This is a genomic window from Janthinobacterium agaricidamnosum, from assembly GCF_003667705.1.
Lineage (GTDB): Bacteria > Pseudomonadota > Gammaproteobacteria > Burkholderiales > Burkholderiaceae_D > Janthinobacterium.
Genome location: NZ_CP033019.1, coordinates 2,592,447 through 2,605,370, shown reverse-complemented (window position 1 = coordinate 2,605,370; position 12,924 = coordinate 2,592,447). Strand labels below are relative to the sequence as shown.

The window sequence follows — 12,924 nt, the reverse complement described above, 5'->3', positions numbered from 1 at the left end:
TGTAGCCGCCAAACAGGGACGCGTTTCAGGCGTGCGCGCCTTGCCTTTCGCCCGCTTCGGCCTTATGTTGAAGGCATGCTGACTAACGGAACACCCCATGACCCCGATCGACTTTGCCGGTAGCACCCTTGCGCTGTACTCCATCGCCGAACTGCGCGCCATCGAACAAGCGGCCCTGCGCGACCTGCCGCAAGGGCTGCTGATGCAGCGCGCGGGCCAGGCCGCCGCCAGCGCCGCCCTGAAGCTGCTGCACGCCCAGGAGGATGGCGACGAGGCGGGCCACCGGCGCGTGCTGGTGCTGGCCGGCCCCGGCGACAATGGCGGCGACGCGCTGGAAGCGGCCGCGCACCTGGCCGCCAGTGGCACCGAGGTGCTGATATGGCTGGCGCCCGAAGCAGCGGCCACGTCGCCCGAACGCGAACAGGCCCTGAACCGCGCCCGCAACAGTGCCGCGCGCTTCATGGATGCGGCGACGTCCATGGCCTCGGCCGCCGTGGGCGCCGCGCCGTGGCACCTGGTCATCGATGGCCTGTTCGGCATCGGCGCGTCGCGCCCCCTGGAAGGCGAATGCCGCGACATGGCGCAGCTGGTCAACAATCTCGATTGCCCCGTGCTGGCGCTCGACGTGCCCAGCGGCCTGCACGCGGACACGGGCGCCATCGACGGCGTCGCCATCCGCGCCACGCACACGCTCACCTTCATCGGCGACAAGCCGGGCCTGCACACGGCGAATGGCCGCGACTACGCGGGCGAAGTGGAAGTGGCGGCGCTGGCCATCGATCCGTCCCTGCTGCCGGAAGCCAGGGCCCAGCTGGGCGGCCTGCACCTGTTCGCGCGCCAGTTGCAGCCGCGCCGGCAAAATACGCACAAGGGCAGCTACGGCAGCGTGGCCGTCATCGGGGGCGCGCAAGGCATGGCCGGCGCGCCCATCCTGGCGGCCCGCACGGCCCTGCATGCGGGCGCGGGAAGAGTGTATATCGCCTTTCCCGATGCACCGCCCGCCTTCGACAGCGGCCAGCCGGAGCTGATGTGCCGCCGCGCGCAGGACGTGGATTTCTCCGGCCTGCACTTTGCCGCGCTGGTGGCGGGGCCGGGCCTGGGCGACGACGCCGATACGGTGGAACTGCTGCAGCGTGCCATTGACAGCGACAGCCCGCTGCTGCTCGATGCCGATGCGCTGAACCTGATGGCGGCAGAGCCGGAGCTGCAATCGGCGCTGGCCGTGCGCACGGGCGCGGGCGCGACGATTCTGACGCCGCATCCGCTGGAAGCGGCCCGGCTGCTCGACATGACGGTGGCCGAGGTGCAGGCCGACCGCCTGGGCGCGGCGCGCCAGCTGGCGGCGCAGCTGGGCGTGATCGTCGTATTGAAAGGGTCGGGCACGGTGATCGCCGCGCCCGATGGCCAGGTGGTCGTCAACAACACGGGCGGCCCCGCCCTGGCGACGGCCGGCACGGGCGACGTGCTGTCCGGCCTGTGCGGCAGCCTGCTGGCCCAGGGCTGGCCGGAATGGGAAGCGGCGCTCGGCGCCGTCTGGCTGCACGGCGCGGCGGCCGATGCGCTGGTGGCGGCAGGCAGCGGCCCGATCGGCCTGACGGCGGGGGAGTTGATCCCGGCGATACGCAGCTTGATCAATGCCTTGTCGGCATAGGCATGCGGTGTGGTGGCGTTGGATTACGCTGCGCTAATCCAACCTACGGCCCGGAAGTCGGGTAGGTCGGATTAGCGCGCAGCGCGTAATCCGACAATCACCACCAGCAATCACACCAACCTGCCCGCCGCAATCGTGATGGTGCGGCCGCAACGGGCCGCAATTGAACTGTCGTGCGTGACGAGCACCAAGGTCGAACCCCGTTCACGGTTCAACTCGAACATCAGCTGGATCACGGCCTCGCCGGTGGCGGCGTCCAGGCTGCCCGTCGGTTCATCGGCAAACAGCAGCGGCGGCTCCGTCACGAACGCGCGGGCCAGGGCCACGCGCTGCTGCTCGCCGCCGGACAGGTATTTCGGATAGTGTTTCAGGCGGCTGCCCAGGTTGACTCTGCCCAGCATGGCTTGCGCCTTTTCCTTCGCATCGGGGTCGCCCCGCAATTCCAGCGGCAGCATGACGTTTTCCAGCGCCGTCAGGTGGGCCAGCAGCTGGAAGGACTGAAACACGAAACCGAGCTTTTCCTTGCGAAAACCGGCGCGGCCGTCTTCGTCCAGCGCGAAGATATCGGTACCGTCGAGCACCACCTTGCCGTCGCTGGGCGTGTCCAGCCCGGCCAGCAAGCCCAGCAAGGTGGACTTGCCGGACCCGGAGGCGCCGACGATGGCCAGCGTCTCCGCCGTTTGCACGGTAAAATCGACTTGATGCAGGATGGTCAGCTCACCATCGGCATCAGGTACGCGCTTGGCCAGCTGGACCACTTCGATGGCCGGCCGGGCATTTTGGCTGTTTTGACTGTTGAGTGCGGCGGGCCGCTGGGCCGCCGCGTCGGACGGGAGAAAACTGGTGGAAGTCGCTTTAGGGAATTCGGGCATGCTGATCTATCTTAAAAAATTTCGTGAACAAATAAGTGTCAAGGGCGGCAACCGCCTGCGGCGGCGCACGCTGTCCCTGCTTCCTGCGGCAGCCGTGCTGCTGGTATCGAGCATGACGAACGCCTATTCTGCACCAAAAACGCTGCTGGTGCTCGGCGATAGTCTCTCGGCCGAGTATGGGCTGGCACGCGGTACTGGCTGGGTGGCGCTGCTGGAACAGCGGCTGCAAGCGCAAAAGAACGACACGCGCATCGTCAACGCCAGCATCAGCGGCGAGACCACCAGCGGCGGCCGCGCGCGCCTGCCCTCGCTGCTGGCCAAGCACCAGCCCGATGTCGTGCTGATCGAACTGGGCGCCAACGACGGCTTGCGCGGCTTGCCCGTGGCGGCCGCCGAAGCGAACCTGCGCGCCATGGGCGAAGCGGCAAAAAAATCGGGCGCGCAGGTGGTGCTGGTGGGTATGCGCATGCCGCCCAACTATGGCCGCGCTTACGGCGAGCAGTTTTATGGCGTGTACGGCAAGCTGGCCAAGGAATGGAAGGCGCCGCTCGTGCCCTTCATGTTCGAAGGCATCGCCGACCAGCCGCAGCTGTTCCAGGCCGACCGCATGCACCCGAATGCGCAGGCGCACCCGACCATTTTGAAAAATATCTGGCCGCGGCTGGCGCCGTTGCTGGGGGCGAAGTAAGCCGGTTCATAAGCTCACTCAATTTTCACCCCGAAGGCCGAACTGCCGGGGTCGGCCCCTGAGGGTCCGACCCCAGTCTTACGCCGGTGGGTTAAATAAAGTTCCCGACTCACAGACAAAAAAAATAGCCGCTCAAGAGCGGCTATTTTTATGCGTGAAAACTAAATCTTACGGCGCTGGCGCTGGGGCCGCTGGCGCGGTGACCGGTTTGACGATCTTCACCTTGGCCTTGGCTTTCAGGTATTCGACGTAGTCGAACATTTCCTGTTGTGCCAGGATGCCGCTGATCTGGTCTTTCTCTTGCTGGCGGCGCGCCGCATCGACTTGCGCCGGCTGCTGCACCTTGGCGATGCGGTAGATGCCGTAGCCCAGGGCTGGCAAGTCCACGCCCACGTACGCTGGCAGCTTGCTCGTGTCCGCCTTCATGACTTGCGCGATGGCGGCGCGGTTGATGCCGTCGAGCTTGCTGCGCGACACCCATTGCGCTGCGCCGAAACCGCTCGCATCACCCGAGGCTTTCAAGGCGGCCAGCTTGGTCTCGCCCGCTTTCTTGGCCAGCTTTTCCGCTTCTTCCATGGTCACACGCTGACGGATCATCGCTTCGACTTCGGCCAGCGGACGCTTCGAGGCGGGCTTGAATTCCACCACGCGGCCGGCGATCAGCACGTTCGGCGCGACGGTGACGGCTTCCGTGTTGCGCTTGTCTTTCAGCGAGTCGTTCGAGAAGATGGCGGTGAGGAACTTGGCGTTGTTGAACGGCGCCTTGCCCAGTGCCGGCGACGGCGTGCGCGACAGGTTGGCGGCGGTTTCCACTTTCAGCTTCAGCTTGTCGGCCACCGGTTTCAGGCTGTCCGATTGCTCGTAGACCGTGTTGGTGAACGTTTCCGCCATTTCCGAGTATTTCTTGGCAGCAAATTGCTTGCGCAGGTCGGCCGTGATTTCGCCGCGTACTTCGTCCAGCGCACGCACGTGCTGCGGCTTGAGCGAGGTGATCGTCAGGATGTGGTAGCCGAAATCGGAAGCGACGACATCGCTGATTTCGCCTTGCTTGAGCTTGCTTACAGCGCTCAGCAACGGTGCCGGCAAGCCATCCTTGCCGATCACGCCCAGATCGCCGCCCTGTTCGGCGGATGCCGGATCTTCCGACTTGGCTTTCGCCACGGCGGCGAAGCTGGCAGGCGCCTTGCGTACTTCCGCCAGGATCGCTTCGGCCTTGGCCTTGGCGGCGGCCTTGTCGGCGGCCGATGCATCTTTCTTGACGGCGACCAGGATATGGCTGGCCTGGCGCGCCTCTGGCGTCGTGTAGGCTTTCTGGTTCTTCGCGTAGTAGGCAGTCACGTCGGCGTCGCTGACGTCGACTTGCTCGCCCGCAGCGCTGTCGTCGAGCACGACGTATTCGATCTTGGCTTGTTCCGGGATTTCGAAGAACTTGCTGTTCTTGTCATAGAAGGCCTTGATCATGGCGTCCGTCACTTTGACTTCCGGCACGTACTGGGCGATCGGCAACAGCAGTTCCTGCACTTCACGCTCTTCCGAGGTGATGTCGGACAGGCGCTTGGAGACGGTGTTCGGCGCGAAGGCCGTACCTTGCACGGCGCCCGCCAGTTGCTGCAGGGCCAGGTCGCTGCGGCGGCGCGCATCGTACTGCTGTGGGGACATGCCTTGGGCGGCCAGCATGGCCTTGTAGCGTTCCAGGTCGAATTTACCGTCCGGCAAGGTCAAGCCTGGGATTTCCAGCACTTCCTTTTGCAGCACGGCATCGCTGATGACCAGGCGGCTACGGCCCACTTCGGCGGCCACGGCGCGCTCGGCGATCAGGTTGTCGAGGATGCTCTTGCGGGCTTCCGGCGTGTCAAACATTTTCTGGTCGAACTGCTCGCCCATCATCTGGCGGTAGCGGTCGATCTGCTGGCGTTGCGCTTCTTCATATTGCTGCTGCGTAACGACCTGGTCGCCGACCTTGGCGATGGTGTTCGCGCCATCGCCGAAGCTTTGGTAGCCGCTGATACCGACCAGTGCAAAAGACGGGACGATGACCAGCATCAGAAGAAACTGCATCAAGCGTCGATGGGTACGAATAAATTCAAACATGGTCAGCCAATTCGGGATGAGTGGATCACTATAAAAAAAGGCGAACATGCGTTCGCCTTGATTTCTTCGGCGGAATGGACGGGACAGATGTCCACTTCCCCTTTAGATTCAACAACTTGGCGCTGGAACTAAAGCAGGATTCTGACGCCCAAGCCATTATCTCCTGATTCTACAATGCCCATAGCGCTATAGCAAGGGTAAATCAGGGCGCGCGCCCTGCCCTGGCGCCGCCTGAACGGCAAGGCGCCAGGGCAGGCATTAAACCGGGCGCAGCTTAAAGCGGATTTAAATCGAGGTGCGTTTTATTCAAAACGGCAGGAAGGGATTCTAAAAGACGTCGCACCGAGATAATCTGGCGCTGAAAAAGAAAAACCCGCGCTACTTATTCAGCAGCGCGGGCTTCTATATTCTGGCGGAGCGGACGGGACTCGAACCCGCGACCCCCGACGTGACAGGCCGGTATTCTAACCAACTGAACTACCACTCCTTAAGAGCGTATTTTTTTGGCGGAGCGGACGGGACTCGAACCCGCGACCTCCGACGTGACAGGCCGGCATTCTAACCAACTGAACTACCACTCCGAAAAATACACAGTACTGCTTGCATTTGCATTCAAGGCTGCAATTCGCAGAACGTCAACCTTGAAATCGCGGCACCCGAAGGCGCCGCCAAATGTTTCCGGTGATTGTCACCTCACCGAAGTCCGTTAGTTTACAGCATCCTTCAAAGCTTTACCAGCTTTAAATTTTGGAACTTTTGCTGCTTCGATCGTGATCGCTTCTTTGGTACGCGGATTGCGGCCGGTACGTTCAGCGCGTTCGCTGACCGAGAAAGTGCCAAAACCAACCAGCGTTACGCTGTCGTTGTTTTTCAAAGTTTCCGTCACGCCGCCGATAACAGCGTCGAGTGCGCGCGCAGCGGCGGCTTTGGAAATGTCAGCTTTTTCAGCAATGTGGTCGATCAATTCAGTCTTGTTCACTAGCATCCCCAATTACAAAGGTATAAAACGTTTACCGTATCGTTGCGGCACTTTTGGCACCACAGCTGTCCGGCGAAAAAAATGTGCAGGCGTATTAAACAAGCCACACTGTATATGTGTCAAGCGCTTTGGGGGCGCAATTCACGTTTCAATATAAAACAAGCGCTCTAAAAGCGCTTGTTTGGGGAAAACAGGGGTAAAACGTTAGTGTTTTACTACCTCGCCGGCCGCGTCAGGCTTGGCCGCGGCGGCCGTGACAGCCTCCACCGCAGCGACGTCCGCCAACGCTTCAGGCATGCGTTCGAGGGCGATTTCCAGCACTTTGTCGATCCAGCGCACGGGCACGATCTCCAGTTTGTTCTTGACGTTGTCCGGAATATCGGCCAGGTCTTTCACATTCTGCTCTGGAATCAGGACCGTCTTGATGCCGCCGCGATGCGCTGCCAGCAGCTTTTCCTTCAGGCCGCCGATCGGCAACACTTCGCCGCGCAAGGTGATCTCGCCCGTCATCGCCACGTCGGCGCGCACGGGAATGCCCGTGAAGACCGACACCATCGCCACCGTCATGGCCGCGCCAGCCGAAGGACCGTCCTTCGGTGTCGCGCCTTCCGGCACGTGGATGTGGATGTCGCTCTTCTCGAACACGTCCGCCTTGATGCCCAGACGCTGTGCCCGGCTGCGCACCACCGTGCGGGCTGCCTCGATCGACTCTTTCATGACGTCGCCCAGGGTACCCGTGCGGATGATGCCGCCCTTGCCCGGCATCGACACGGCTTCGATGGTCAGCAGATCGCCGCCCACTTCCGTCCATGCCAGACCGACCACCTGGCCCACCTGGTTTTCTTTCTCTGCGACACCGAAATCATAGCGGCGCACGCCGAGGAACTTGTCCAGGTTCTTCGAGTTGACGATGACTTTCTTGTCGGATTTCTTCAGCAGCAGCATCTTGACCACCTTGCGGCAGATCTTCGACACTTCACGCTCGAGCGAACGCACACCGGCTTCCCGCGTGTAGTAGCGGATGATGTCGCGCAAGGCCGACTCGGCCACCGAGATTTCCTCTTCCTTCAAGCCATTGTTCTTGATCTGCTTCGGCAGCAGGTAACGCTGCGCGATGCTGGTCTTTTCATCTTCCGTGTAACCGGACAGACGGATCACTTCCATGCGGTCAAGCAAGGCTGGCGGAATGTTGTACGAGTTCGACGTGGCCACGAACATCACGTCGGAGAGGTCGAAATCGACTTCGATGTAATGGTCGGAGAACGTGTGGTTCTGTTCCGGGTCTAACACTTCCAGCAGGGCCGACGAAGGATCGCCACGGAAATCGGCGCCCATCTTGTCGACTTCATCGAGCAGGAACAAAGGATTGCGCACGCCGACTTTCGACAGCGATTGCAGGATCTTGCCCGGCATCGAGCCGATGTAGGTGCGGCGATGGCCACGGATCTCGGCTTCGTCGCGCACGCCGCCCAGGGCCATGCGCACGAACTTGCGGTTCGTCGCGCGGGCGATGGACTGGCCCAGCGAGGTCTTGCCGACGCCCGGAGGACCGACGAAGCACAGGATAGGCGCTTTGAGCTTGTCGACGCGCTGTTGCACCGCGAGGTATTCCAGGATGCGTTCCTTGACCTTGTCGAGGCCGTAGTGGTCGCCTTCGAGCACTTTTTCCGCATTCGACAAGTCGTTATTGACCTTGGATTTCTTTTTCCAAGGCAAGTTGACGAGGGTGTCGATGTAATTGCGCACAACGGTGGCTTCGGCCGACATCGGCGACATCAGTTTCAGCTTCTTCAGCTCGTTGGTGGCCTTGTCGAGCGCTTCCTTCGGCATCTTGGCCGAAGCGACTTTTTTCTCCAGCTCGTCGAGGTCGGCGCCATCCTCGCCCTCGCCCAGTTCTTTCTGGATCGCCTTGACCTGCTCGTTCAGGTAGTACTCGCGCTGCGACTTTTCCATCTGGCGCTTGACTCTGCCGCGGATGCGTTTTTCCACCTGCAGGATGTCGAGCTCGCCTTCGAGCTGGCCCAGCAGGTGCTCGAGGCGCTTGGCCACGCTGAAAATTTCCAGGATGACCTGTTTTTGCTCCAGTTTCAGGGGCAGATGCGCGGCCACCGTGTCGGCCAGACGGCCGGCATCGTCGATGCCCGACAAGGATGCCAGGATTTCCGGCGGGATCTTTTTGTTCAGTTTGACGTACTGGTCGAACTGCTGCACGATCGCGCGGCGCATGGCTTCGACTTCCGACTCGTCGCCCGGCTCGGACTCGAGCGGCGTCAGGTCGGCGATGAAGTGCGTCGGCGCATCGCTGATGTGGTTGATACGGGCACGCTGCGCGCCTTCGACCAGCACCTTGACGGTGCCATCGGGCAGCTTCAGCATTTGCAGAATATTGGCAACGCAGCCAATTTCATAGATATCCGAAGGAGACGGCTCGTCCTTCGCGGCTGCTTTTTGAGCGGCAAGCATGATGCTCTTGCCCTGCTCCATCGCAGCTTCCAGCGCCTTGATCGACTTTGGACGGCCAACGAACAGCGGTATCACCATATGCGGGAAAACGACGACATCCCGCAACGGCAATAACGGCAGTTGAGTTTGCTCAGTTAATTTGGAAGTTGTCATGGCGTACCTTATAGAAAGCGTGTTTACGATGTTGGCGCTCGCTGCCAAAACACAAGACCGGCGAGAATAAATAATTCTGTGAAACAAACATTTTCTGTCTATTTCGCAAAACACACCCGCATGACGGTAATAAATGCAGTTTTCACAGTAAAAAAGCCACGCGCAGCTAAGCGCCGCGAGTGGCTTTCCGATTGAAGCCTGCACTCATTGATTTAAATTGTACTGCCATGCATTAAGGAATCAAAATCCTTTTTATGCATTTGTCTCGGCAGTAATCAATTTTCTCCGGAGGCCTTGGCAGTCTCTTGATAAATCAACAAAGGTTTGGCGCCACTGGTGATGGTATTTTCGTCGATGACGACCTTCACCACATTTTGTTCGCTCGGCAGTTCGTACATGACGTCCAGCAAAGCATGTTCCAGGATGGAACGCAGGCCACGGGCGCCGGTCTTGCGCGCCAGCGCCTTCTTGGCGATCGCATGCAGGGCGGCCGGACGAATCTCCAGTTCCGCGCCTTCCATCTCGAGCAGCTTCGAATACTGCTTGATCAGCGCATTCTTCGGCTCGACGAGGATCTGGATCAGCGCCTCTTCCGTCAATTCCGCCAGGGTGGCGATGACGGGCAGACGGCCGACCAGTTCCGGGATCAGGCCGAACTTGACCAGATCTTCCGGTTCCGCTTGCAACATCAGTTCGCTGGCCGAGCTTTGCGACTTGCTGCGCACGGTGGCCGAGAAGCCGATGCCGCTCTTTTCGGAACGGTTGGCGATCACTTTCGACAGGCCGTCGAAGGCGCCGCCGCAGATGAACATGATGTTGGTCGTGTCGATCTGCACGAAATCCTGGTTCGGATGCTTGCGGCCGCCTTGTGGCGGCACGGAAGCCATCGTGCCTTCGATGAGTTTCAACAAGGCTTGCTGCACGCCCTCGCCCGACACGTCGCGCGTGATGGACGGATTGTCGGACTTGCGCGAAATCTTGTCGATTTCATCGATGTAGACGATGCCGCGCTGGGCTTTCTCGACGTCATAGTTGCAGCTTTGCAGCAGCTTCTGGATGATGTTTTCCACGTCCTCACCCACGTAACCGGCTTCGGTCAGGGTGGTGGCGTCGGCGATCACGAACGGCACGTTGAGCATGCGCGCCAGGGTCTGTGCCAGCAGGGTCTTGCCCGAGCCGGTAGGACCGACCAGCAAGATGTTGCTCTTGGCCAGTTCGATGTCGTCTTTCTTGCCCAGGTGCTTGAGGCGCTTGTAATGGTTGTACACCGCCACCGACAGGATGCGCTTGGCAGTCTGCTGGCCGATCACGTACTGATCGAGCAAGGCGGCAATTTCTTGCGGCGTCGGCAGGTCGGATTTGGTACCGGTCACCGTCTCGATGCTCGACGTTTCATCACGGATGATGTCGTTGCACAGGTCGATGCACTCGTCGCAAATGAACACGGACGGGCCGGCGATGAGTTTCTTCACCTCGTGCTGGCTTTTGCCGCAGAACGAGCAATACAGTAATTTTTCGCCGCTAGAGGATTTTTTGTCTGACATAAGGCATTTTGGTTGGAACTGCATTAACAATATTGCAAAATCGCAAGCCGGAGTGCGGTAGTTGCCGGAAAGGCAGCTACCCATGGCGCAAGTCAACAACGTGCACAAGCTCCATGCTACCCGAAATAAAAGCGAAACGCCCGAACGTTTGATCGCCCGGGCGTTTACTTACTTGCTTAGCAATACCGGTAGGGGCTCATCAAGCGCGGCTGGTCAACACTTTGTCGATCAAACCATACTCAACGGCCTCGTCGGCGGACATGAAACGGTCGCGGTCGGTGTCCTTGGCGATCTGTTCGATCGTCTGGCCCGTGCGCTCGGCCATGATGCCGTTCAAGCGGGTGCGCAGGTAAAGGATTTCCTTCGCCTGGATCTCGATGTCGGACGCCATGCCTTGCGAACCACCGGACGGCTGGTGAATCATGATGCGCGAGTTCGGCAGCGAGAAACGCTTGCCCTTGGCGCCAGCGGCCAGCAGGAAAGCGCCCATCGAAGCAGCCATGCCCGTGCACAGGGTCGAGACGTCCGGCTTGATGAACTGCATGGTGTCGTAGATGGCCATGCCGGCCGAGACCGAACCACCTGGCGAGTTGATGTAGAGCGAGATTTCCTTTTCCGGATTTTCGCTTTCCAGGAACAGCAGCTGGGCGACAACCAGGTTGGCCATCTGGTCATTGACCGGGCCGACCATGAAAATCAAGCGTTCCTTCAGCAGGCGCGAGTAAATATCATACGAGCGCTCGCCGCGACCGCTTTGTTCCACCACCATCGGCACCAGGCCGAGCATCTCTGTGTCCAGCGCCGGATTACGGTTCATACCTGTCATTTCATTTCCTTGTGAAGCAGTTAGAGGGCGCCGCCCCGGCCTGACGGCCGGGAGCGGCATCCGGATACCAACTGGTTTACGCTTGTGCGTTGCTTCCCATCAGTTCGTCGAAAGCAACTGCTTTCGTCGTGACTTTCGACAGGCCCAACACGTAAGTGACGACGTTTTCTTCCAATACAAGGGCTTCGATCTCACCCAGACGACGACGGTCGCTGTAGTAGTACTTCAGCACTTCGCGCGGGTCTTCGTAGCTTTGGGCGAAATCTTCGATCTGCGCCTTGACTTGCTCAGGCGTTGCCTGCAGGTTGTTGTCGCCCACCAGTTGCGACAGGATCAGGCCCAGGCGTACGCGACGCTCGGCTTTTTCCGCGAACAGTTCTGCTGGGAAAGGCACGTCCTTGACGTTCATGCCGCGCTGCGCCATGTCCTGGCGGGTCATTTCGGCCAGGCGCTCGGAATCCTGAGCGATCAGCGTTTTTGGCACCTCCAGCTCAGCAACTTTGATCAGCGCGTCCATGACGGCTTCCTTGTTGCGTGCTTTTACGCGGCCAGCTACTTCGCGCTGCAGGTTGACTTTGATGTCTTCGCGCATTTTGGCCAGGTCGCCGTCGGCAACGCCCAGCGATTTGGCGAATTCGGCATCGACTTCCGGCAGGTGCGCCCATTCCAGCTTTTGCAGCGTGATGGTGAACGAAGCGGTTTTGCCGGCAACGTCTTTACCGTGGTAGTCCTCTGGGAACGACAACGGGAAAGTCTTCGACTCGCCTACTTTCAGGCCCAGGGTCGCTGCTTCGAATTCCGGCAGCATGCGGCCTTCGCCCAGCACGAAAGCGTAGCCTTCAGCTTTGCCGCCTGGGAATTCAACACCGTCGATCGAGCCGACGAAGTCGACGGTCACGCGGTCGCCGTTGGCAGCGATAGCCTCACCGCCGTCGCCGTGTTCGCCAGCTTCGCCCTTGGTGTGGAAATGCACGCGCTGCTTGCGCAGGATGTCGATGGTCTTGTCGATTTCGGCTTCCGACACGTCGGCTTGCACGGTTTCGATTTCAACGGCCGTCAGGTCGCCGATGGCGACTTCCGGATACACTTCGAACGTGGCGTCGAAAGCCAGCTGGCCTTCGGCGGCTTCTTCTTTCGGCACGATGTTCGGGAAACCGGCCACGCGCAGATTGTTTTCGTTGGCGGCGTCGTTGAACGCGCGGCCGACTTTGTCATTCAGCACTTCGGATTCAATTTGGTAGCCGTATTGTGCTGCGACCATTTTCAACGGCACTTTGCCCGGACGGAAGCCCGGTGCCTTAGCCGTACGGGCTTGCACTTTCAGGCGCTTCTCAACTTCCGTGCGGACGTCCGTCAGCGGGAAGGAGATCGTGATACGACGTTCGAGTTTGCCCAAGGTTTCGACTGCAGTTGCCATGTAAAAAATCGTCCAAAAAATAAACACTGTTGGTGCGAGAAAAGAAGACCCGACCCCTTGCGCCATCACTGGCGCAAGACATGGGTCCAGCTTCACTCGCTCGCATATTCATCTGTAAAAGCACTGAAAACAGGACGATGGACCTGGTCTACCCGGCGGAGGGAAAAACCCGCACCAGGCACCAAACAATCCGCCGCTTCCAGTACTGCGACAGGGCTCCGAGCGTCCAACCCTGCTTCT

The 12,924-nt window shown here is 60.2% G+C and carries 9 protein-coding genes and 2 tRNA genes; 2 read left to right on the top strand and 9 right to left on the bottom strand.

Features of this window, described 5'->3' with window-relative positions; genetic code table 11:
* The first annotated feature begins 97 nt into the window (after nt 1–97).
* Complete coding sequence (locus tag D9M09_RS11725) at nt 98–1,651, top strand: NAD(P)H-hydrate dehydratase (protein WP_121669336.1); 1,554 nt, start codon at nt 98–100, stop codon at nt 1,649–1,651.
* Nucleotides 1,652–1,761: 110 nt separating this feature from the next.
* On the opposite strand, the gene D9M09_RS11720 is transcribed toward D9M09_RS11725, so the two are convergent.
* Nucleotides 1,762–2,523: an ABC transporter ATP-binding protein gene (locus tag D9M09_RS11720; RefSeq protein ID WP_373631156.1), complete on the bottom strand. Its 762-nt coding sequence runs from the start codon at nt 2,521–2,523 to the stop codon at nt 1,762–1,764.
* Between D9M09_RS11720 and D9M09_RS11715 the strand changes: the two genes are divergently transcribed.
* Nucleotides 2,522–3,211: an arylesterase gene (locus tag D9M09_RS11715; protein WP_121669335.1), complete on the top strand. Its 690-nt coding sequence runs from the start codon at nt 2,522–2,524 to the stop codon at nt 3,209–3,211. The genes D9M09_RS11720 and D9M09_RS11715 overlap by 2 nt on opposite strands.
* Before the next feature lie 168 nt (nt 3,212–3,379).
* Here the strand turns inward: D9M09_RS11715 and D9M09_RS11710 are convergent, their stop codons facing one another.
* From D9M09_RS11710 to tig, 8 genes are all read right to left on the bottom strand, one after another.
* A complete protein-coding gene (locus D9M09_RS11710; RefSeq protein WP_162995639.1) occupies nt 3,380–5,302 on the bottom strand; it encodes a SurA N-terminal domain-containing protein in 1,923 nt (640 codons plus the stop codon).
* A gap of 410 nt (nt 5,303–5,712) precedes the next feature.
* Nucleotides 5,713–5,789: transfer RNA gene (locus D9M09_RS11705), tRNA-Asp, on the bottom strand.
* Between the two features lie 17 nt (nt 5,790–5,806).
* Nucleotides 5,807–5,883, bottom strand: a tRNA-Asp gene (locus tag D9M09_RS11700).
* 125 nt (nt 5,884–6,008) lie between these two features.
* Nucleotides 6,009–6,281 carry an HU family DNA-binding protein gene (locus D9M09_RS11695; protein ID WP_010398442.1) on the bottom strand — a complete coding sequence of 91 codons (273 nt, stop codon included), beginning with the start codon at nt 6,279–6,281 and terminating at the stop codon, nt 6,009–6,011.
* 204 nt (nt 6,282–6,485) lie between these two features.
* Nucleotides 6,486–8,897 carry an endopeptidase La gene (gene lon, locus D9M09_RS11690; RefSeq protein WP_034751007.1) on the bottom strand — a complete coding sequence of 804 codons (2,412 nt, stop codon included), beginning with the start codon at nt 8,895–8,897 and terminating at the stop codon, nt 6,486–6,488.
* Between the two features lie 275 nt (nt 8,898–9,172).
* Entirely contained in the window at nt 9,173–10,441 is a 1,269-nt protein-coding gene (clpX, locus tag D9M09_RS11685) for an ATP-dependent Clp protease ATP-binding subunit ClpX (protein WP_010398446.1), read from the bottom strand.
* Nucleotides 10,442–10,640: 199 nt separating this feature from the next.
* Nucleotides 10,641–11,258 (bottom strand): ATP-dependent Clp endopeptidase proteolytic subunit ClpP, encoded by a 618-nt coding sequence (gene clpP / locus D9M09_RS11680; protein ID WP_369811567.1) that lies wholly within the window; start codon nt 11,256–11,258, stop codon nt 10,641–10,643.
* A gap of 85 nt (nt 11,259–11,343) precedes the next feature.
* Nucleotides 11,344–12,684: a trigger factor gene (tig, locus tag D9M09_RS11675; protein WP_046685568.1), complete on the bottom strand. Its 1,341-nt coding sequence runs from the start codon at nt 12,682–12,684 to the stop codon at nt 11,344–11,346.
* Nucleotides 12,685–12,924: the final 240 nt, after the last annotated feature.

What these genes read in the sequence shown, in the direction of transcription:
- D9M09_RS11725 (WP_121669336.1), top strand. Translation starts at nt 98, where the DNA reads ATGACCCCGATCGACTTTGCCGGTAGCACCCTTGCGCTGTACTCCATC.
- D9M09_RS11715 (WP_121669335.1), top strand. Translation starts at nt 2,522, where the DNA reads ATGCTGATCTATCTTAAAAAATTTCGTGAACAAATAAGTGTCAAGGGC.
- D9M09_RS11720 (WP_373631156.1), bottom strand. Translation starts at nt 2,523, where the DNA reads ATGCCCGAATTCCCTAAAGCGACTTCCACCAGTTTTCTCCCGTCCGAC.
- D9M09_RS11710 (WP_162995639.1), bottom strand. Translation starts at nt 5,302, where the DNA reads ATGTTTGAATTTATTCGTACCCATCGACGCTTGATGCAGTTTCTTCTG.
- lon (WP_034751007.1), bottom strand. Translation starts at nt 8,897, where the DNA reads ATGACAACTTCCAAATTAACTGAGCAAACTCAACTGCCGTTATTGCCG.
- clpX (WP_010398446.1), bottom strand. Translation starts at nt 10,441, where the DNA reads ATGTCAGACAAAAAATCCTCTAGCGGCGAAAAATTACTGTATTGCTCG.
- clpP (WP_369811567.1), bottom strand. Translation starts at nt 11,258, where the DNA reads ATGAACCGTAATCCGGCGCTGGACACAGAGATGCTCGGCCTGGTGCCG.
- tig (WP_046685568.1), bottom strand. Translation starts at nt 12,684, where the DNA reads ATGGCAACTGCAGTCGAAACCTTGGGCAAACTCGAACGTCGTATCACG.